An 18989-nucleotide genomic window follows, 5' to 3' on the forward strand; every position below is an offset into this window, starting at 1 on the left:
ATCGCTATGCACGGCAATATCAACTTAACAGTACGTACTTCACCTAAGGTGGGCTACGCTGCGGATAAGTACCGCAAAACTGCTTCAGTCAAAAGAATTACTGTAACGGGAATAGCACAGCAGGTAGTTCGTTTCCTGATGTGGTTAACAATACTAATTACAGCAATAAAAAAATACCAAAACCTCCGGTTAGCATTCAAAAAAATAAAGCAGCTAAAAGCATTGCGTAACAATTACCGCAACGGGTATACTCTTCAAAAATTTGTACGAAACGGGCTTAAGTTTTACGCAGGCTACAATATACCGGCATGGCCTTCTGCAACCTTTAACAGATATATTGAACGACAACTCACCCGTATGGACGACCCTATGTCGCCAACTTTACATACTATTATTTTAGGCATCACAAAAAAATGTGGCTTTAAATGTGAGCATTGCTATGAGTGGGAACATTTAAATAAGCCAGAAGTACTATCCAAACATGATCTCATTACAATCGTTAAACGTTTCTATGAACTAGGCGTTTCACAAATACAAATAACCGGCGGAGAACCACTTAATCGTTTTGCTGATTTACTGTTTATGTTACAGCAGTCGCCAAAGGGAATTAATTACTGGATATACACCACAGGCTATAGTCTCACTTATGAAAAAGCAAAACAACTTTATGCGGCAGGGCTCACTGGAATTACCATCAGTCTAGATCATCATATTCCTGAACATCATGATCGGTTCAGAGGTGTAAACAATGCATTTGCAAAAGCAATAAGTGCCGCATCACTTGCAAAGCAAGCAGGTTTAACTGTTTGTTTTTCACTTTGTGCAACAAAAGACTTCATAAGTCGTGATAACTTGTATGCTTATGCAAAACTTGCAAAGGAAAGTGGCGCTTCGTTTATACAAATACTTGAGCCAAAAGCTGTTGGTCACTATTCCGGAAAATCAGTGGAGTTGAATAATGAACACTTTAGTGTGTTGAACGAATTTTTCGAACGAATTAATTTTAATAATGAATACAACAGCTATCCAATAATTGCATACCCGGGCTATTATGGACGAAAAATTGGATGCTCGGGTGGCGGCGCCGATTACCTCTATGTTGATATGGATGGAGATGCCCACAATTGTCCTTTTTGCCAACGAAAACTTTTCTCAGTTCTTCACTCAGATCTGAAATACCAGTTGCAACAACTTAAATTAACCGGTTGCAAAACTTTTTCTCAAGTCACTTTTCAATTGAACTGATATGAATCCTTTTATTTTTTTCCGATACATGATCTTACCAGCTGCTTTGTTTGCCGGTTGGACAGCGGGAACATACTGGAATTTTAGCATTGTCGTTCTTTGCTTTGTTATTCATCCCATGATATGTCTTTTTCAAAAAAATAACAGGGACATTGAAGATGACTTTAAACAATATGACCATAAATTATTTTACAGAATAACCCCTCTCCTGTTTGTACCTGTGCTGTTGTTCTCAACGTTATTTTTTCTTTGGCATTCTGATTCGCTTAAATCAATTGAGTTTGCAGGAATTGCCATTTCACTTGGTATTATCAACGGAGTTTTAGGCTTCACCCTGGCACATGAATTTGTGCACAAGCATACGATGCCGGAAAAAGTTGCGGCCTGGCTGTTGTTACTGCAAAACAATTATCTACATTATGGCTCTGAGCATGTAAAGGGACATCATGTATATGCCTGTACAGACGCAGACCCACATACGGCGAAAGTGAACGAATCGTTTTATATGTTTTTGCCAAGATCAATTTATGCAACATTCATCAATGCATGGAAAATTGAACAAGCACGATTAAGGAAAAAGAATATACATTTTTTGCATTGGCAGAATAAAATGTTACAGCACCTTTTCATAAGAACGTTATTCTACTCATTATTGGTAAGTACAGTTAGCGTTTCGGCTGCATTATTGTTCATCCTCCAAAGTTGTGTTGCCATCGTGATTCTACATCTTGCCGACTACCTGCAGCACTACGGTTTATTACGCAAGAAAAAAGACGATCACAAGTATGAACGTATTACTGAAAAGCATGCTTGGGGTAATACACATGCAAAAGCTGGTTTCAATCTTTTTCAGCTAGATAAACATGCTGACCATCATCTTCATCCATCACACAGTTATGAAACGCTGGTACATCATGAGGAGTCTCCGGAACTACCTGCCGCTTACTCAACCATGATGCTGATGGCCTTGATTCCCAAATTATGGTTCAATGAAATGAACAAGCGTATACCTGCGGAATTGCTGAACTAAGCAGAAAGTTGTTTTAATAGATGTGGTAGCATTTACAATCCTCAATACACAAAAAAAATCCGAAATAAGATTGCAAAAAATGCAAATCACTTTATGAGTTTAAGCATATCCTGCATGAAATGTATTTTATCAAGATCATCGTCAGCATTTTTCAAAGTCAATAAGAAGATGAAGTACCCTGTTTGTGGTATACGTCCCAAATGAAAACGATCGACCGTATCAATCAATTAGGAATCGCTTTTGGCCTGGAGTAGGTTTGAATGGACAAATCATTGATAACAATCTAAAACCAAAACAATGAAAAAGATTCTATTCATTACCGCAGTATTGTCATTCAGCTTGTTCAAAGCTTCTTCACAAGTAAAATTCGGCTTCAATGCCGGCATCTCAGTTTCGAATGCTGTTTCAAAAGACAAGGAAGAAAATAAAACCGAATCATACGATCCCATGACAGGTTTGAATATTGGAGTTGTAGCAGCAGTGCCTGTTGGCAAAAACTTTTCATTTGCACCTGGATTAAATTTTGTGCAAAAAGGTGCAAAGGAAACAGATAGTTATGAATCACTAGGTGGTGAAACTATTACCATTAACTGGAGTGGCAGATTAAATTGTCTCGAGTTACAGCTACCTATTCTTTACAACACGAACGGCGAAAAGGGCAATTTCTTTTTGGGAGCTGGTCCAACATTATCATACGCAATAAGTGGAAGAAGTAAATTAAACGTAACCGGAGAGGCGCCGGAGAACAGAAAGGTAAATTTTGGCAATTCTGATGAAGATGATTTACGCCCTTTTGATGTTGGCGCAAACGTCTTAGTTGGCTATATGATGAAAAACGGATTCTTTGTTTCTGCAAATTATAACATGGGATTATTAAACTTAACTCCAGGTGAAGATGCAAAGGATTACTCCAACCGTTTTGACTACTATTCATTAAAGATTGGCTGGATGATTGGCAAATAAAATTAAAACAAAGTATTATTACATGGAACACAACTTCAATCCAAACAAAGGCGATTACAAATACATCCTTGAAGAAGAACAACGCAAAGAGGCCGGAGAAGACTCAACTCCCCCGGTTTCACCAAAGCAGAGTTTGAGCGATCGATTCTGGAACTGGATCCTTGTTCTATTCATGAAACGTTCGAAACGAACGGATCAGATCAAAATAACTGTTCCCGTACTCTTTGAATTTTTCTGTTAACCGAAGCACTACTACTATCACCAACTAAACAAGATTACTATGCGACTCTCACATTTACTCATTCTTACAGCCGTATGGATAAAACCAGAAGTAAAGGCGCAGGTTACAACTCCAACTCAAACCATACGGGGCCGTGTGGTTGATGCTGAAAGCCAATCTCCAGTTAAAGGCGCTACTGTTACAATTGAAGGCACACTCTTTACAGCCATGACAGATACCTCAGGAAATTTTGCATTACAGGCAATACCGGTTGGCCGCCAACGTGTACAAGTAAGCTTTGTAGGGTACCAGATCTTTCTATCCGATTATTTTATTCTCAACTCTGCTAAAGAAACTGATTTGCAGATCACACTTATTGAAGAAAAGAAAAGCCTGGGACAAATAACGATCACGGGCACCCGAAACCCAAAATTACCTGTCAATAAATATGCACTCGTGAGTGGCCGTTCTTTTTCTGCGGAAGAGACACAACGTTTTGCTGCGAGCGCCAATGATCCTGGTCGGATGGCGATGGGTTTTCCCGGCGTGCAACCTAGCCGGGACAGCAGAAACGATATCATCATTCGTGGAAATAATCCTGTTGGTATGAACTGGCGGTTGGAAGGTTTGGATATTCCAAACCCAAATCACTTTGCCCGTAGAGGAAGCAGTGGTGGAGGCATTACTATATTCAGCTTAAGTGTTCTGGACCATTCAGATTTTTATACAGGCGCACTAGCAGCTGAATATGGTGATGTGTTAAGCGGCGCTTTTGATGTTCACTTTCGCAAAGGCAATCAGCAAAAAGCAGAACATACATTTAAAGCAGGTATGATCGGTCTTGAGTTTTCAACTGAAGGGCCAATTCAAAAAGGAAGAAGCTCCTATCTGGTGAACTATCGCTATTCATTTCTTGATATATTAAATGCATTTGGTATTAACCTCGTTGATGAGCGTGAGCGGAATAAGTTCCAGGATGTCTCTTTCAATTTTGCATTCAATAACAAGAAAAATACTGTGCAAACAAATATCTGGGGAATGGGCGGCTATAGCAAAGAAACATTTCTTGCTGTAGAAGATACTGCTGATTGGAAACAATATGATGATTATGCAGTTTATGAAAACAGCACATTAATGGGAGCAATTGGTTTTGGACAAACCATTAAACTCAACACAAAATCATTTATTAAAACCTCCATTGCAGTAATGGGCCAACAGATCAAATGGGTTGATGATACACTTACAAAACAACAGGTTGCTACAAAAGTGAATGATGAGTTGTATAACAATAACCGTGTTTCTGCAACGGTTTCATTTAATCACAAAATAAATACAGTTGTTAATTTTAAAGCTGGTATGTATGCAAGCCTGTTGGATTACAAGTTTAATAAAGGCGAATGGAACTATTCAAACAACTCGTTTAAACCAAACGTGATCATGGGCGAAGGTAACAGCTGGCTGTTGCAACCATATCTTCAATTCGGAATAAAACCAAACAACCGGATACTGATCAATCCCGGTGTACATACCATGTACTTTGCGTTGAACAAACAGTTTGTTGTTGACCCACGGCTTTCTATACAATATCGTTTCTCTGCAAAGACCAATCTCACTGTTGCTTATGGATTGCACAGTAAACTTCTTCCATTAGGTTCATATTTCTTTCAGTCAGGATCTTCTTTTCCAAATAAGGACCTGAAGATGATGCGATCACATCATTACATCCTTGCATTTGATCAAATGCTTGGAAAGAAGTGGCGCTTTCATATAGAGGCTTATCGCCAACAGCTGTTACAAATACCAGTTGTAGACAATGTTAACAGAACCTACTGGATATTGAATGAAATGGAAGGTTACGCCAATGAAGCATTGGTAAGTAAAGGAAAAGGAACAAACACCGGTGTTGATATTTCATTGGAAAAATTCTTCTCGAAAGGTTTATTCATGATCGCATCATTCTCAGTGTTTGATTCAAAGTTTATTCCATTGGATGGGAAATCATACAACACCAGGTTTAACTCACGCACAAGTGCATCATGGGTCGGTGCAAAAGAATGGAAACTGAAAAAGAATAAGGTGTTGCAGGCAGGCTGGAAAATGTTGTACAATGGCGGCGTTCCACTCTCTCCTCTTGCTACGATACAAAACGGAAGTACAAGGCAACCTGTGCTTGATGAAACAAGACCTTATTCTGAATATACAGATGCCTATTTCCGTATCGATGGACGTATCTCACTTCGGAAAGATAAAAAGAAGATCAGCTGGCAATTAGCGCTAGATATTCAAAACCTGTTTGCACAAAAAAATATAGATCCGTTAGGCAGAAGATATGATCCCACAACCAATCAATGGACATTCAAGCAACAATCAGGCATTGTTCCCGTGTTGAGTTACCAGGTAGATTTTTGATATTACCCCCGTTGCTTCATTGCTTCGTATAATATCATGGCCGTTGCTACACCTACATTCAAACTTTCAAAATCTCCTTTCATGGGGATTTTGAAAGTTTCATCGCATATTTTCATCAAGCCGGGAAAAACACCTTTCTCTTCTCCTCCCATTACAATGGCACAAGGTTCTTTAAAATCGCAATAGTAAATACTTTTTTTTGCAGTCATTTCACTGGCTAATACACGAATGCCATTGAGATGAAGATCATCAACGGCTTTCATTAAACTGTTCACTCTGCAAACAGAAATCAATTCTAAAGCACCCGCACTTGTAAGAATTGCATCTTCATTCAATGCCCCTACTCCTTTGTCAGGTATGATGATAGCTTGAGCACCACAACATAATGCAGTGCGTGCAATACCGCCGATATTCCGGATATCAGTAACACCATCAAGAATCACAAACATCGGCACTTCGCCTTTTGCTACCACCCAATCAATTACCTGTTGCAGATCCTGATAGCGGATCTTTGAAAGTTGAGCAATGCATCCCTGGTGATCGCTCACATTAAAACTATTTAGTTTTTCAACCGGCACTTTGTTTACCGGCACCTGTTGTTTAAAAGCGAGCTTTTGAATTTCTTCTGCAACATCGCCGTGCAACGTATTCTGCATGTAAATACGATCGAGCTGTTTGCCTTCCTGCAATGCTTCAAGCACAGGAATACGACCGATCACTAATGACGATTTCTTGGGACGTTGCTGTTTTTGACGGAACTGTTTCACGCTGCAAAGAAACATAAAAAAGAAACCCACAAACCTTTCGGTTTATGGGTTGAACCACATTGATGGTTTTGTTTGGGTTATTTTAAACCGAAAGCTTTTTTCACTTTCGATACGTAATCTAATTTTTCCCAGGTAAACAGTTCCACTTTTACTTTTTTCACTTTACCATCGGGGCTCTTGAATGTTTTTTCAACCACTTCAGGAACACGACCCATGTGACCATAAGCAGCAGTTTCACTGTAAATAGGGTTACGTAATTTCAAACGTTGTTCGATAAAGTAAGGACGCATATCGAAGATACCTTCAACGATCTTTGCAATAGCACCATCACTCAAATCAACCTTGGCAGTACCGTATGTATTTACGTTAATTGAAGTTGGTTTTGCAACACCAATTGCATAAGAAACCTGTACCAACACTTCACTACACAAACCGGCAGCAACTAAGTTCTTTGCAATGTGACGTGTAGCGTAAGCAGCTGAACGATCTACTTTAGAAGGATCTTTACCACTGAAAGCACCACCACCGTGAGCACCTTTACCACCATAAGTATCAACAATGATCTTACGACCTGTCAAACCTGTGTCACCATGAGGGCCGCCAATTACGAACTTACCTGTTGGGTTGATGTGGTATTTAATATCGTTGTTAAACAACTTCGCATATTTCTTGTACTTTGATTTGATACGTGGGATCAGGATGTTGATCACATCAGCTTTGATCTTTGCCAACATTTTGGCTTCAGCATCAAAATCATCGTGCTGAGTAGAGATAACGATCGCATCGATACGAACCGGCTGGTTGTTATCATCATATTCCAACGTGACCTGGCTCTTTGCATCGGGACGCAGGTAAGGCATTTTTGAATTCTTCTCACGACGGATAGCTGCTAATTCGATCAAGAGGTTATGTGCAAGATCCAATGCCAATGGCATATAATGTTCCGTTTCGTTGGTAGCATAACCAAACATCATTCCTTGGTCACCGGCACCCTGCTCTTCTTTTTTCTTGCGGTCAACACCTTGGTTAATGTCGGCACTCTGCTCATGGATGGCGCTCAACACACCACATGAGTTTGCTTCAAACATATATTCACTCTTTGTATAGCCGATCTTCTTAATTACACCACGGGCAATTTCCTGCACATCGAGGTAAGCCTTTGAACGTACTTCACCAGCCAAAACAACCTGGCCGGTAGTAACCAATGTTTCGCAGGCTACTTTTGATTGGGCATCAAATGCAAGAAAATTATCAATGAGTGCATCACTGATTTGGTCAGCTACTTTATCAGGATGACCTTCAGAAACTGATTCAGATGTAAATAAGTAAGGCATAATAATGAGTTTAGATGTTCCGTTATTTTTAGTTCGGAAAGGCGCAAAGATAAGCCGTGAAACAATTCAAAACTTACTGCTTGGAGTAATAGATACGCACATACATTTTTTGTGTAGGATGTGAGCCCCCACCAAGTTGCACACGACCGTAAGCTAACGGGTTAAGAGACGTAGCACTTGCTTTTTTTGCAGTGAAATGAACGACGTATGGAGCCGAAAGTTTAAAGTCTCGTCTTGTTGTTTTATTATTGACCAGGTTCTGAATATAGCTGGTCATGTTCAAACGATATTCAGAGATAAGATTGTTAGATGCATCCCTTATAAAATTAGTTCCACCGCCTGCATAATCATAATCGAAAGTGTATATCGTATCCAATTGCTGATTTAGGAACGAACCAGCGCTAGTGCCGAGCGTCATATAGTATTGCTGATCGAATGGGATCGGCTCTACAGAACCAGATGCTGAGAAACTTGACATATGCAGGAAAGGCGGCATAAACATATTTTCAAGAGTCAACGGCCCTTGATAAACCTGCTGTGCAACCAACTCTGCACGGTGGATAATATAAGGACGGTTTGTTAAGGTGTCAAGACCAGGAATCGATACCCGAACTGCAGTACCGGGAGCTGTTTGAACATACACAAGGCTCGATGGCACACCCGCCGCTATTACAGGCTGTGCAGTGCTGCCGGCATAATTGCGATGTATTTTGTTGGCATTAGCACTACGGATTGTATCATTCACGAACGTAAAACGAGCAACAGTTGTATCAATTTTGCCTTCCTTATTCGTTTGTCTGTAATACAGATTTAACCTTGTTGTTTCACCCGTAAGCTGAAAGTAGTTGATGACATTTCCGCTGGTAACAGAATCAGCAACAATAGCAAAACCGTTGAGGAAGTTCTTAAAAGTTGTATCGTTCTGGAAAGCCCCGTTTACATTGTTCTGGTCCAATAACAACCGACCAAAAGCATCACTCAAACGAATACGTAATTGATTCACTACGCTATCCGCTTTATATGCTGCACGGTAAGGTCTCCTGATGTCTCTTACAGAAACAGAGGTTGATCCAAGAAAATCTCCAGTAGAAAAATTAGGTGCGTCCGTTAAGCGGTATAATTTATTTGCTTTAAACGTTGGATCGCTGATCTTGTAAACATTCACTTTTGAAACAGCTGATGTATCACCATAAGAACCAGAGAAAGATAACGAGAGTACACATGAGTCAAGAAACAAACTATCTTTTGATACCGCATAGGTAAAAGGATAAAGTGTTGGCAGCAACTGCAAATACATTGAAGCAGTAGTTGTACCAAACATCGGATCGTTGATATAACCTAACAAATGCTGATCAGCCTTGCCACTGAATGTTGAATCGATCTCAAGATAATTGGTAGTTGTAACCGGAAGTATAATTGTATTGGTTACCAAACGATCAGTACTAGGTAACAGATCACCTCCTAAAGTTGTACGCTCTAATTTCGTACAACTGCTGATAAGGATTGCAATAACTAAAGGGAAAAATAAAAAGGAACTCTTACTGCGCATTTCCGGTGTGAGAAAACTCATAGAATGATGACAATATTATTTCGACGAAAGGTCGGTATATAGTTGTAAATAGTCTGTTAAATCACCATCTGGTTTAAAAGGTAATACTTTCTTGCCTCTCACTTTGTTGAACTCTTCCAATAATTTTTTGTCAACCTTTTCGGCACCAAATGTAATCGCATCAGCATACGTTGCACCACCACGGAACATGGCTGTGTTATTCGCATCTTTATAAGGTTCAAGGTCTTTGTCTTTAATACTTGCATGAATATTCGCAAGCTTCAAAAACTTAGCACCAAGTTTTTCCTTAAATGTATTTTGACCAACAGTGTAAATGAGTTTGCTGTTCCCAAAAACCGGTTCTTTCTTGTACGCTGTTTGCAGATACATAGGAATCAAACCAGTCATCCAGCCACTGCAATGAATAATGTCTGGCGGCCAGCCGAATTTTTTTACTGTTTCAAGAGCTCCTTTGCAGAAGAAGATCGTACGCAGATCATTATCGTCAAACCACTTTTCATTTTCATCATGATAAATGAACTTGCGTTTGAAAAAATCTTCGTTCTCAAGGAAATAAACCTGCAAACGTGCATTGGGCAAAGAAGCAACTTTGATCTGGAGCGGATAATCATCATTGTCAACCGAAACATTGATACCACTGAGCCTAACCACTTCGTGTAAACGGTGACGACGTTCATTAATGACACCGAAACGGGGCATTATGCAACGTATTTCGAAACCACTATCATTTGCTTTGATCGCCAGCTGATTGACAATTGAAGAAAAATCTGTTTCCTCCAGATACGGCGACATTTCACTGGCAATAAATAAAATTCTTTTCTTTGCTGCTACCATTACTGATTGTTAAAGAATCGTTACCTGTTAAATAAGGTGTGCAAAGGTAGTGGATTTTAGGCAAAAGCCTTGTATTTCACAAGTTTTGCCCTTAAAAAACAACATTCATGCTCATTTTTCATACCGTTCAGCATTTACAGAAATACCTCCGCCGCCAAAGACAAAAAGGCTTGACAACGGGTTTTGTACCGACCATGGGAGCTTTGCATCAGGGTCATTTGTCATTGATGGAAGAAAGCAAAAAAGCTACTGACTTAACTATTTGCAGCATTTTTGTGAACCCCACACAGTTCAACGATCCGAAAGATTTTGAAAAATACCCGGTTACGATCAGTACAGATATTGAGCTTTTATTGAAGGCTGATGTTGATGTGCTCTTTCTACCTCCGGTTAAAGAGATTTACCCGAACGGAACAAATGATCAGCCCCATTACGATCTCGGCTTTTTGGAAACAGTGCTTGAGGGCAAATATCGTCCGGGCCATTTCCAGGGGGTTTGCCAGGTAATGCATCGGTTGTTGGATATTGTAAAAGCCGATGACTTATTTATGGGTCAGAAGGATTACCAGCAATGCATGGTCATCAATCATCTTATAAATACGAAGCTCATACCCACCAAACTTCATATTGCTCCTACCCTTCGTGAAACCGATGGACTGGCCATGAGCAGCCGAAATATGCGGTTAACAAAAGAGGACAGGCAAACAGCCGTGGCTATTTCGCAAGCGCTTCATCAAATGAAAAAGCAGTTGCAACCGGGTTCATTGCAAAAAATAAAAGACGAGGCAAACGCCTTTCTCACTGCGACAGGTTTCAGAGTTGATTATACCGAATTGGCGGATGCAGATACGCTTGCATTGGTTGATTACTGGAACGGCACAGATCCCGTAGTTGCATTAATTGCAGCTTATATTGGCGAAGTGAGGCTTATTGATAATATGCAATTAAATGCATGATCAATGCATTCAAAACTTTCCTTATAAATTTGCCAAATGGAAATTGAAGTATTAAAGTCGAAAATTCATCGGCTTACGATTACGGAAGCTAATCTTCATTATGTCGGCAGTCTTACTTTAGATGAAGACCTGATGGATGCAGCCAATATGATTGAATATGAAAAAATTCAGGTGGTGAATGTAAACAACGGTAACCGTTTAGAAACTTATCTCATAAAAGGTAAACGTGGAAGCGGTGTTTGTTGTCTTAACGGTCCTGCAGCACGCCAGGGTTCTGTTGGAGATGTGGTAATTATCATATCTTACGCCACCATGGATTTTGAAAAAGCTAAAAGCTTCACTCCATGGGTTGTGTTTCCAAAAGAATCAAATAAACTTTAGACAGGCCAATACACATTATGCTCAAGAAAAGAATCATCCTTGTTGTACAGTTCTTATTTTTCCTTGGGCTTGGATTGTTTCTTGTGTGGTGGATGGCCCGTGGCATTGATGATAAAGGTTGGGCGCAAATCCGAGTTTCGCTGAAGCAGGCAAACTACTGGCTTTTTGTTCCTGTATTTGCGATGCTGCTGCTTAGCCATTATGTGCGTGCCCTCCGTTGGAAAATATTAATGGAGCCACTTGGTTATAAGCCCGGCACTTTTAATGTGTTTAACGCAGTTATGATCGGTTACCTGGCAAACCTGGCTTTCCCTCGCTTGGGAGAAGTGTTGAAGTGTACATTGCTTGCACGTTACGAAAAAGTAGCTCCTGATAAACTTGTTGGTACTATTGTAGCTGAACGGGCAATTGATCTTGTTTGTTTGATCACGGCTTTCGTGATCACAATCCTGTTGCAGATCGATACTGTTGGAAGCTATGCATTAGATATGCTGCAAAGTATTTTTAAAGGAAAAGGCAGTGAATTTTCATGGCTCCGTGTAGGAATGTTTGTGGGCATAGCTGCTTCTTTTATACTTGTATGTTATTGGATACTTAGCCGTTTTGCACACATCCGCATCATTGAGAGAATCAAGAATGTGATCAAGGGCATCTGGCACGGGTTAAACAGTGTACGTTTTATTAAGAAACGTCGTGTGTTTCTTTTTCATACGGTTCTTATCTGGACTTTATATTTCCTTAGCAGCCGTGTTGGTTTTTATGCTATGGAAGAAGTGTCGCACTTAGGTACACGTGAAGCATTCTCTATTCTTTCATTTGGCAGTATTGGAATGATTGCTACACAGGGTGGCATTGGTGCTTACCAGTTTATTGTACAGGAGATATTGATGCTGTATGGTCTTTCACAGATCACCGGCTTTACGTTCGGATGGATCTTGTGGATAGCTCAAACACTCGTGATCTTACTAGGCGGATTGATCTGCTTTATTCTTTTACCAGTTCTTAATCGTAAACGCAATGAAAGCAACCAAACACATTCAGCAGAAAATACTTGATGCACATTTGCTTCAACAGGAATTGATGCGCTGGCGAAAATTCACCAAAAAGATTGCGTTTACAAATGGCTGTTTCGATATCCTTCATGCCGGTCACATCCATTCACTGATGCAAGCAGCTTCGTTTGCAGACGTATTGATCGTTGGTTTAAATAGTGATGCTTCCACCAAACGATTAAAAGGTGATAACCGGCCCGTTAATAATGAACAGAACCGTGCGTTATTACTGGCTTCGCTGGTAATGGTAGATGCAGTTGTCTTATTTGATGAAGACACGCCGTATGAGTTGATCACTTCTGTTATGCCTGACGTATTGGTGAAAGGCGGCGATTATACCGTTGATACCATTGTGGGAGCAAAAGAAGTAATTGCAAATGGCGGCAAGGTTGAAATTATCCCGCTGGTGGAAGGTTTGTCCACAACCTCTCTTATACAAAAAATCGAACGATTATAAAAGAGTTTGCAAAAACTTAATCTTACAACTGTTCCTGCATTCGTAATTTTAGGGTAAGTATCCCCGATAGTTATGGCATCAGAAAAACGCAAGACGATTGTTCGTGATATCAGCTGGTTATCTTTTAATGCAAGGGTATTGCAGGAAGCCAACGATCCCTCTGTTCCTCTTCGTGAACGTGTTCGTTTCCTCGGCATTTTTTCCAACAACTTAGATGAATTTTTTCGTGTGCGTGTAGCCACGCTCAAACGTATGGCTGAGTTTGGAGATAAAGCCAAAAGCAAAATGCACATGGAAAAAAACCCTCAGAAGATACTTGAGGAGATACAGGATGTAGTATTGCAGCAGCAGAATGAATTCAACCGCATCTGGAATCATGTGCAGCAGGAATTAAAAAAGGAAAAAATTTTTCTTGTTACTGAGAAACAGTTGAGTCGTGATCAGAAAAAATTTGTGGAGACTTTTTTCGATGAAGAAGTAAGACAGGAAGTAATTCCGCTCATGATTGAAAGTAACCCGCAGATACCGTACCTGCGTGAACGCTCCCTATACCTTGCTGTTGCGATGAGTAACAAATCAAATGCGTACAAAAAGAAATATGCGTTGATCGAGATACCGGCCAAGTTCAAACGCCGTTTTGTTAAACTCCCCTCGCCTGCCGGTCATCACCATATTATTTTAATGGAAGATGTGATCCGTCATTGTTTGCCCAAAATATTTTCATTCATGGGTTTTGATGAGTATAGTGCTCACATCATTAAAGTAACCAAGGATGCCGAGATAGATCTTGATGCGGATGTGAGTACTTCACTGATTCAAAAAATACAGAAAGGATTAAAGAACCGCCGCAAGGCAAAGCCTGTTCGGTTTATTTATGATAAAGAAATTGATGCAGGACTGCTTGAGTATCTCATCCGTCGTTTGAATCTTTCACGTAGAGATAATATTATTCCCGGCGGGCGCATTCATAACTTTCGTCACTTCATGGATTTTCCCAACGAGGTTTTCACTGTTAAACATGAACGTAAAAAACCATTTCCGCATCCGGTATTACGCAGAACAATTCGTGTAACCGATGAGATCATTCGCCAGGATCTGCTTATGCACTTCCCTTATCACTCATTTGATGTTGTGATCGAGTTGTTACGTGAAGCAGCAATGGATCCTGATGTGAAGGAGATCAAGATTACGGCCTATCGCCTCGCTGAAAATTCAAAAGTTATTAATGCCTTGGTTAATGCATCACGCAACGGGAAAATAGTAACCGTTATGCTTGAGCTGCGTGCCCGTTTTGATGAAGAAGCCAATCTTGAATGGAAAGAAAAACTGGAAGAAGAAGGCGTGCGTGTGTTGATCGGTGTTCCCAATATGAAAGTACATGCAAAACTCTGTGTTATAAAAAAACGTGTACAAAACAAAACGATACAATACGGATTTGTAAGTACAGGTAATTTGAACGAAGGCACATCTAAAGTGTATGGCGACCATTGCCTGCTCACATCCAACCGGAAGGTCATGGCCGATATCAACCGCATCTTCACCTACCTTGAACATCCGGTAATGAGCCGTTTAAAATACCTGCGTCAATGCAAAACATTGGTTGTTTGCCCAACTGGTATGCGCCGGCAGTTCATGCATCTCATCGATAATGAGATCAAGAATGCACATAAAGGATTACCAGCCTCCATCATTCTAAAAATGAACAGCTTTAGCGATGAGCAACTGATCGAAAAATTGTACGAAGCGGCAAGAGCCGGTGTAGAGATCAAATTAATTGTTCGTGGTATTTTTTGTATGCTTACGCAAAGCAATAAATTCAAAGTTCAACCATATGCCATCAGTATTGTTGACCAATACTTGGAGCATAGCCGTGTGTTGATATTTCACAATAATGGTAAAGAGAAAGTTTATCTATCTTCGGCAGACTGGATGATACGCAATCTAGATCACCGTATTGAAGCGGCTGTTGAAGTTACCAACAAAGCTATTCAGGAGGAATTGAAAGAATGCATCAACATCCAGTTAAAAGATAATGTAAAAGCGAGGATACTGGATAACAACCTGCAGAATGCATATGTGAAACGTAAAGGAAAAACAGTGCGTTCGCAGGTAGAGATCTATAATTTCCTGCATCAAAAAATTCCGAAGCAACTTGAAACTGGCCGCCATTGATATAGGAAGTAACGCAGCAAGATTACTCATTACCGAAGTAGAGGAAAATGAGAAAGGGATACCTCAATTTAATAAGCTCAATCTTGTGCGTGTTCCACTTCGATTGGGTTTTGATGTGTTTGAGACAGGTGACATTCCCAAAACGAAGATCAACAAGGTAATAGAAACCATTAAGGCATACAAGCATCTGCTCAGCATTTACGAAGTAAAATATCTTAAAGCATGTGCTACCTCTGCCATGCGTGATGCGAGAAATTCAGAAGACATCATCCGCAAAGTGAAAATGGAAACGGGAATTGAGATTCGTGTGATCAGTGGCGATGAAGAAGCATCATTCATCTACGAAAATCATATTGCTGAAAATTTGGCTAAGGATCACGCTTACCTTTATATTGATGTGGGTGGCGGTAGTACCGAACTTACTTTTTTTAACGCAGGTAAGCTGGTGTTTAAAGAATCATTCAACATTGGCACCATTCGTTTGTTAAAAAATCAGGTGGACTACAAATTGTGGGATGAAATGAAAGAGTTCATTAAGTTGGGCACAAAAGGAACTCCCGGCATTATTGCTATTGGTTCGGGCGGTAACATCAACAAAGTATTTTCCTTATCAAAAAGGAAGGAAGGCAAACCTCTTACGCTTGAACTTTTACGTGATTATCATAAAGAACTCAGCAGTTTTTCTCTGGAAGACCGCATGAAACAATATAAATTACGTGAAGACAGGGCCGATGTAATTCTTCCTGCCCTACAGATCTACATTAACGTTATGCGCTGGGCCGATATTGAAGAAATTTATGTACCAAAGATCGGCTTAGCCGATGGACTGGTGCATATGTTATACGATGAGGTGAAGAGTAAAAAACTTAATGCCTCAACATTAGTATTGTAATTTCAACTTACCAAATTTCAAATTCTCCATGTCAGTTAATAAAGAAGTAAAGCGCATCACCACCAATACACTTCAAAAAATGAAGTCAAACGGTGAAAAGATTTCCATGATCACCGCTTATGATTTTTCCTTTGCCAAATTGTTTGATGCAGCCGGTATTGATGTGATACTTGTTGGTGATAGCGCCAGCAATGTAATGGCAGGACATGAAACAACCTTGCCCATTACACTTGAACAAATGATCTATCACGCACAATCCGTATTGAGAGCAATCAGCCGTTGTTTGGTAGTGGTGGATCTGCCCTTCGGCACCTATCAATCAAACTCAGATATTGCTTTGGCTTCAGCCATCCGCATCATGAAAGAGACAGGAGCACATGCCATTAAACTGGAAGGTGGCGAAGAAGCATTAGACTCCATCAAACGAATAGTTAATGCAGGTATTCCTGTAATTGGGCACCTGGGACTAACGCCACAATCCATTTACAAATTTGGTACTTACACTGTTCGTGCAAAAGAAGAAGAAGAAGCCAACAAATTGAGAAAAGATGCTTTGCTTCTTCAGGAAGCAGGTTGCTTTGCTACTGTTCTTGAGAAGATACCTGCACAGCTGGCGAAAGAAGTTTCAAAAAGTCTGCACATCCCAACTATTGGAATTGGAGCAGGAAATGATTGTGACGGACAAGTCTTGGTGATGCATGATATGTTAGGCATTAATACTGAATTTAAACCAAGGTTTCTTCGTCAATATTTAAATCTTCATGAACAGATCACCGGTGCTGTTCAGCAATACATTACCGATGTAAAAAGTGGTGATTTCCCGAATGAAAGCGAATCATACTAAAAATGCATCGGCTAATTAAAAGATGTTGCAGCTTTTGCAAGTTTTAAAAATAAGACCGGCCGAAAATACTATAAATAAGATATGTTTTCCTTCTTCTGTTGCCAACAGTAGACTATCTTTAAGTATCCTTAACCAAAAATTAAATACCATGCTAAAATCAACAGTGAAACTCCTCCCCTTTTTATTTCTCCTTTTATTTGCAGCAAACTCCTGTAAAAAGAAAAACGATCAGAAGTCAAAAACGCAGCTGATTACCGAAAAATCATGGATTGTAAGTAATGACGAGTACAGGGTTGGAACAAACCCCAATTGGACATCCGAGTATGTAAACTACTCAGCTTGTGAAAAAGATGATTTTTTGAAGTTTGAAGCAAATAACACAGGAGTTGCAAATGCCGGTGCTTTAAAATGCGGTGCAGAACCTCAGACACTTCCATTCAACTGGTCTTTTACAGATAGCGAAACGAAACTTTCCCTTCAGGGAGAATCATATAAAATCGAACAGCTTACCGAAAGCACTCTCGTAATAAGTTACGAGGATAATTCAGTGTCTCCAATTGAATACTACCGTTTAACTTTTAGACATTAACATGCACATTGCGAAAGAAATAAAATGAAAGGTCGGCAATTGCCGACCTTTCATTTTATTTCTGTGACGATACCTTATTTCAACTTAGCCAACGCCTCTTTAATTCTTCTATAAGCTTCTTCAATTTTTTCCAAGCTGTTAGCAAACGACAAACGGATACAATCCGGTGTACCGAATGCACGACCTGTAACTGTTGATACATGCGCTACGTTTAACAAATACATACAAAGATCATCTGCATCGTTGATCACATTTGTACCATCTGATTTGCCAAAGTAATAGCTCACTTGAGGAAACACATAAAAGGCTCCATCGGGTTCAGCTAATTTCCAACCGGGAACCTCGCTTACCAGTTCCAACACACGCTTTTTACGACGTTCAAATTCTTTCGTCATTTCATGTGTAGGAGTTTGATCGCCTACCAAAGCATCAATTGTTGCACGTTGTGTTACGGCATTGGTACCACTTGTAAACTGGCCTTGTAATTTTTCGCAACCCTTAGCTACATCAACATTTGCAGCTATATAACCAAGACGGTAACCCGTCATAGCATAACCTTTGCTCAAGCCGTTTACAATGATTACCTGGTTTTTGATGGCATCGAACTGGGCAATGCTCTCGTGTTTACCAACAAAATTGATATACTCGTAGATCTCATCAGAAATAATAAATATTTCAGGATGCTTTGCAAAAACATCGGCAAGGCTCTTTAACTCATCATAACTATAAACTGAACCTGAAGGATTACAAGGAGATGAAAACAAGAACACTCTTGTTTTAGGAGTGATCGCTGCTTCAAGCTCAGCACCTGTGATCTTGTATTTGTTTTCCATTTTGGTAGGAAGAATAACAGGAATACCACCTGCAATTTTCACCAACTCTGAATAAGTTACCCAAAACGGAGCAGGAATAATTACTTCATCACCATGATCAACTGTTGCAAGTATCACATTTGCCAAACTTTGCTTGGCGCCGGTTGATAAGACAATGTTCTCAGGTTTATAATCAAGATTGTTGTCACGCTTTAATTTTACACACACAGCTTCACGTACGTCGAGGTAACCAGGTACCGGAGTATAGTGACTGTAGTTATCGTCTACTGCTTTCTTTGCAGCTTCTTTAATATGTTTTGGCGTATCGAAATCGGGTTCGCCAAGACTAAGATCAATTACATCTACACCTTGTGCTCTTAACTCACGGCCGAGCTTTGCCATCTTTAACGTCTCAGGTTCGCTGAACCTGCTCAAAAGGGAAGAAAGTTTCATTTGTTTTAC

The 18989-nt window shown here is 40.0% G+C and carries 18 protein-coding genes; 13 read left to right on the forward strand and 5 right to left on the reverse strand.

The features are described 5' to 3' along the window. Positions 1 to 6 precede the first annotated feature (6 nt). The 5 genes from WG954_RS17545 to WG954_RS17565 all read left to right on the forward strand — a co-directional run bounded on the left by WG954_RS17545 (position 7) and on the right by WG954_RS17565 (position 5867). Complete coding sequence (locus tag WG954_RS17545) at positions 7 to 1245, forward strand: radical SAM protein (RefSeq protein WP_340438091.1); 1239 nt, start codon at positions 7 to 9, stop codon at positions 1243 to 1245. 1 nt (position 1246) lies between these two features. Further along, a complete protein-coding gene (locus WG954_RS17550; protein ID WP_340438094.1) occupies positions 1247 to 2275 on the forward strand; it encodes an alkane 1-monooxygenase in 1029 nt (342 codons plus the stop codon). Between the two features lie 297 nt (positions 2276 to 2572). Continuing rightward, positions 2573 to 3238, forward strand: a complete 666-nt coding sequence (locus WG954_RS17555; RefSeq protein WP_340438095.1) for a porin family protein — start codon at positions 2573 to 2575, stop codon at positions 3236 to 3238. A 22-nt stretch (positions 3239 to 3260) separates the two neighbouring features. Continuing rightward, positions 3261 to 3479, forward strand: a complete 219-nt coding sequence (locus WG954_RS17560) for a hypothetical protein (protein WP_340438096.1) — start codon at positions 3261 to 3263, stop codon at positions 3477 to 3479. Between the two features lie 39 nt (positions 3480 to 3518). Then, complete coding sequence (locus WG954_RS17565; protein ID WP_340438097.1) at positions 3519 to 5867, forward strand: TonB-dependent receptor; 2349 nt, start codon at positions 3519 to 3521, stop codon at positions 5865 to 5867. Between the two features lie 2 nt (positions 5868 to 5869). Here WG954_RS17565 and rlmB read toward each other — a convergent pair whose 3' ends face one another. From rlmB to WG954_RS17585, 4 genes are all read right to left on the reverse strand, one after another. Beyond that, positions 5870 to 6664 carry a 23S rRNA (guanosine(2251)-2'-O)-methyltransferase RlmB gene (gene rlmB / locus WG954_RS17570; protein WP_340438100.1) on the reverse strand — a complete coding sequence of 265 codons (795 nt, stop codon included), beginning with the start codon at positions 6662 to 6664 and terminating at the stop codon, positions 5870 to 5872. Between the two features lie 47 nt (positions 6665 to 6711). Then, on the reverse strand, positions 6712 to 7968 hold the full coding sequence (gene metK, locus WG954_RS17575; protein WP_182801100.1) for a methionine adenosyltransferase: 1257 nt from the start codon (positions 7966 to 7968) through the stop codon (positions 6712 to 6714). 73 nt (positions 7969 to 8041) lie between these two features. After that, entirely contained in the window at positions 8042 to 9538 is a 1497-nt protein-coding gene (locus WG954_RS17580) for a DUF4270 family protein (RefSeq protein WP_340438101.1), read from the reverse strand. 15 nt (positions 9539 to 9553) lie between these two features. Then, positions 9554 to 10372, reverse strand: a complete 819-nt coding sequence (locus WG954_RS17585) for a glycogen/starch synthase (RefSeq protein ID WP_340438103.1) — start codon at positions 10370 to 10372, stop codon at positions 9554 to 9556. A gap of 107 nt (positions 10373 to 10479) precedes the next feature. Here WG954_RS17585 and panC point away from each other — a divergent pair, with 107 nt between their 5' ends. The 8 genes from panC to WG954_RS17625 all read left to right on the forward strand — a co-directional run bounded on the left by panC (position 10480) and on the right by WG954_RS17625 (position 17715). After that, the gene (gene panC, locus WG954_RS17590) at positions 10480 to 11328 is read left to right on the forward strand and encodes a pantoate--beta-alanine ligase (RefSeq protein WP_340438105.1); all 849 of its coding nucleotides are present in this window, start codon (positions 10480 to 10482) and stop codon (positions 11326 to 11328) included. Positions 11329 to 11364: 36 nt separating this feature from the next. Beyond that, on the forward strand, positions 11365 to 11709 hold the full coding sequence (gene panD / locus WG954_RS17595; RefSeq protein ID WP_340431250.1) for an aspartate 1-decarboxylase: 345 nt from the start codon (positions 11365 to 11367) through the stop codon (positions 11707 to 11709). Positions 11710 to 11726: 17 nt separating this feature from the next. Then, positions 11727 to 12764: a lysylphosphatidylglycerol synthase transmembrane domain-containing protein gene (locus WG954_RS17600; RefSeq protein WP_340438106.1), complete on the forward strand. Its 1038-nt coding sequence runs from the start codon at positions 11727 to 11729 to the stop codon at positions 12762 to 12764. Further along, complete coding sequence (gene rfaE2 / locus WG954_RS17605) at positions 12727 to 13218, forward strand: D-glycero-beta-D-manno-heptose 1-phosphate adenylyltransferase (protein ID WP_340438107.1); 492 nt, start codon at positions 12727 to 12729, stop codon at positions 13216 to 13218. Before WG954_RS17600 ends, rfaE2 begins: the two co-directional genes overlap by 38 nt. 72 nt (positions 13219 to 13290) lie before the next feature. Next, positions 13291 to 15390 carry a polyphosphate kinase 1 gene (ppk1, locus tag WG954_RS17610; protein ID WP_340438108.1) on the forward strand — a complete coding sequence of 700 codons (2100 nt, stop codon included), beginning with the start codon at positions 13291 to 13293 and terminating at the stop codon, positions 15388 to 15390. After that, complete coding sequence (locus WG954_RS17615) at positions 15371 to 16282, forward strand: Ppx/GppA phosphatase family protein (RefSeq protein ID WP_340438111.1); 912 nt, start codon at positions 15371 to 15373, stop codon at positions 16280 to 16282. Before ppk1 ends, WG954_RS17615 begins: the two co-directional genes overlap by 20 nt. Before the next feature lie 28 nt (positions 16283 to 16310). Next, a complete protein-coding gene (panB, locus tag WG954_RS17620; protein WP_340438112.1) occupies positions 16311 to 17126 on the forward strand; it encodes a 3-methyl-2-oxobutanoate hydroxymethyltransferase in 816 nt (271 codons plus the stop codon). A gap of 148 nt (positions 17127 to 17274) precedes the next feature. Next, positions 17275 to 17715 carry a hypothetical protein gene (locus WG954_RS17625; protein ID WP_340438113.1) on the forward strand — a complete coding sequence of 147 codons (441 nt, stop codon included), beginning with the start codon at positions 17275 to 17277 and terminating at the stop codon, positions 17713 to 17715. 74 nt (positions 17716 to 17789) lie between these two features. On the opposite strand, the gene WG954_RS17630 is transcribed toward WG954_RS17625, so the two are convergent. Then, positions 17790 to 18980, reverse strand: coding sequence for a pyridoxal phosphate-dependent aminotransferase (locus tag WG954_RS17630; protein WP_340438114.1), 1191 nt, complete (start codon positions 18978 to 18980; stop codon positions 17790 to 17792). Between the last annotated feature and the right edge of the window lie 9 nt (positions 18981 to 18989).

This window comes from Lacibacter sp. H375, assembly GCF_037892425.1.
Lineage (GTDB): Bacteria > Bacteroidota > Bacteroidia > Chitinophagales > Chitinophagaceae > Lacibacter.

What these genes read in the sequence shown, in the direction of transcription:
- panC (WP_340438105.1), top strand. Translation starts at nt 10,480, where the DNA reads ATGCTCATTTTTCATACCGTTCAGCATTTACAGAAATACCTCCGCCGC.
- WG954_RS17630 (WP_340438114.1), bottom strand. Translation starts at nt 18,980, where the DNA reads ATGAAACTTTCTTCCCTTTTGAGCAGGTTCAGCGAACCTGAGACGTTA.
- rfaE2 (WP_340438107.1), top strand. Translation starts at nt 12,727, where the DNA reads ATGAAAGCAACCAAACACATTCAGCAGAAAATACTTGATGCACATTTG.
- metK (WP_182801100.1), bottom strand. Translation starts at nt 7,968, where the DNA reads ATGCCTTACTTATTTACATCTGAATCAGTTTCTGAAGGTCATCCTGAT.
- WG954_RS17625 (WP_340438113.1), top strand. Translation starts at nt 17,275, where the DNA reads ATGCTAAAATCAACAGTGAAACTCCTCCCCTTTTTATTTCTCCTTTTA.
- ppk1 (WP_340438108.1), top strand. Translation starts at nt 13,291, where the DNA reads ATGGCATCAGAAAAACGCAAGACGATTGTTCGTGATATCAGCTGGTTA.
- WG954_RS17600 (WP_340438106.1), top strand. Translation starts at nt 11,727, where the DNA reads ATGCTCAAGAAAAGAATCATCCTTGTTGTACAGTTCTTATTTTTCCTT.
- WG954_RS17585 (WP_340438103.1), bottom strand. Translation starts at nt 10,372, where the DNA reads ATGGTAGCAGCAAAGAAAAGAATTTTATTTATTGCCAGTGAAATGTCG.
- WG954_RS17560 (WP_340438096.1), top strand. Translation starts at nt 3,261, where the DNA reads ATGGAACACAACTTCAATCCAAACAAAGGCGATTACAAATACATCCTT.
- WG954_RS17555 (WP_340438095.1), top strand. Translation starts at nt 2,573, where the DNA reads ATGAAAAAGATTCTATTCATTACCGCAGTATTGTCATTCAGCTTGTTC.
- WG954_RS17550 (WP_340438094.1), top strand. Translation starts at nt 1,247, where the DNA reads ATGAATCCTTTTATTTTTTTCCGATACATGATCTTACCAGCTGCTTTG.
- WG954_RS17580 (WP_340438101.1), bottom strand. Translation starts at nt 9,538, where the DNA reads ATGAGTTTTCTCACACCGGAAATGCGCAGTAAGAGTTCCTTTTTATTT.
- panD (WP_340431250.1), top strand. Translation starts at nt 11,365, where the DNA reads ATGGAAATTGAAGTATTAAAGTCGAAAATTCATCGGCTTACGATTACG.
- WG954_RS17565 (WP_340438097.1), top strand. Translation starts at nt 3,519, where the DNA reads ATGCGACTCTCACATTTACTCATTCTTACAGCCGTATGGATAAAACCA.
- WG954_RS17545 (WP_340438091.1), top strand. Translation starts at nt 7, where the DNA reads ATGCACGGCAATATCAACTTAACAGTACGTACTTCACCTAAGGTGGGC.
- panB (WP_340438112.1), top strand. Translation starts at nt 16,311, where the DNA reads ATGTCAGTTAATAAAGAAGTAAAGCGCATCACCACCAATACACTTCAA.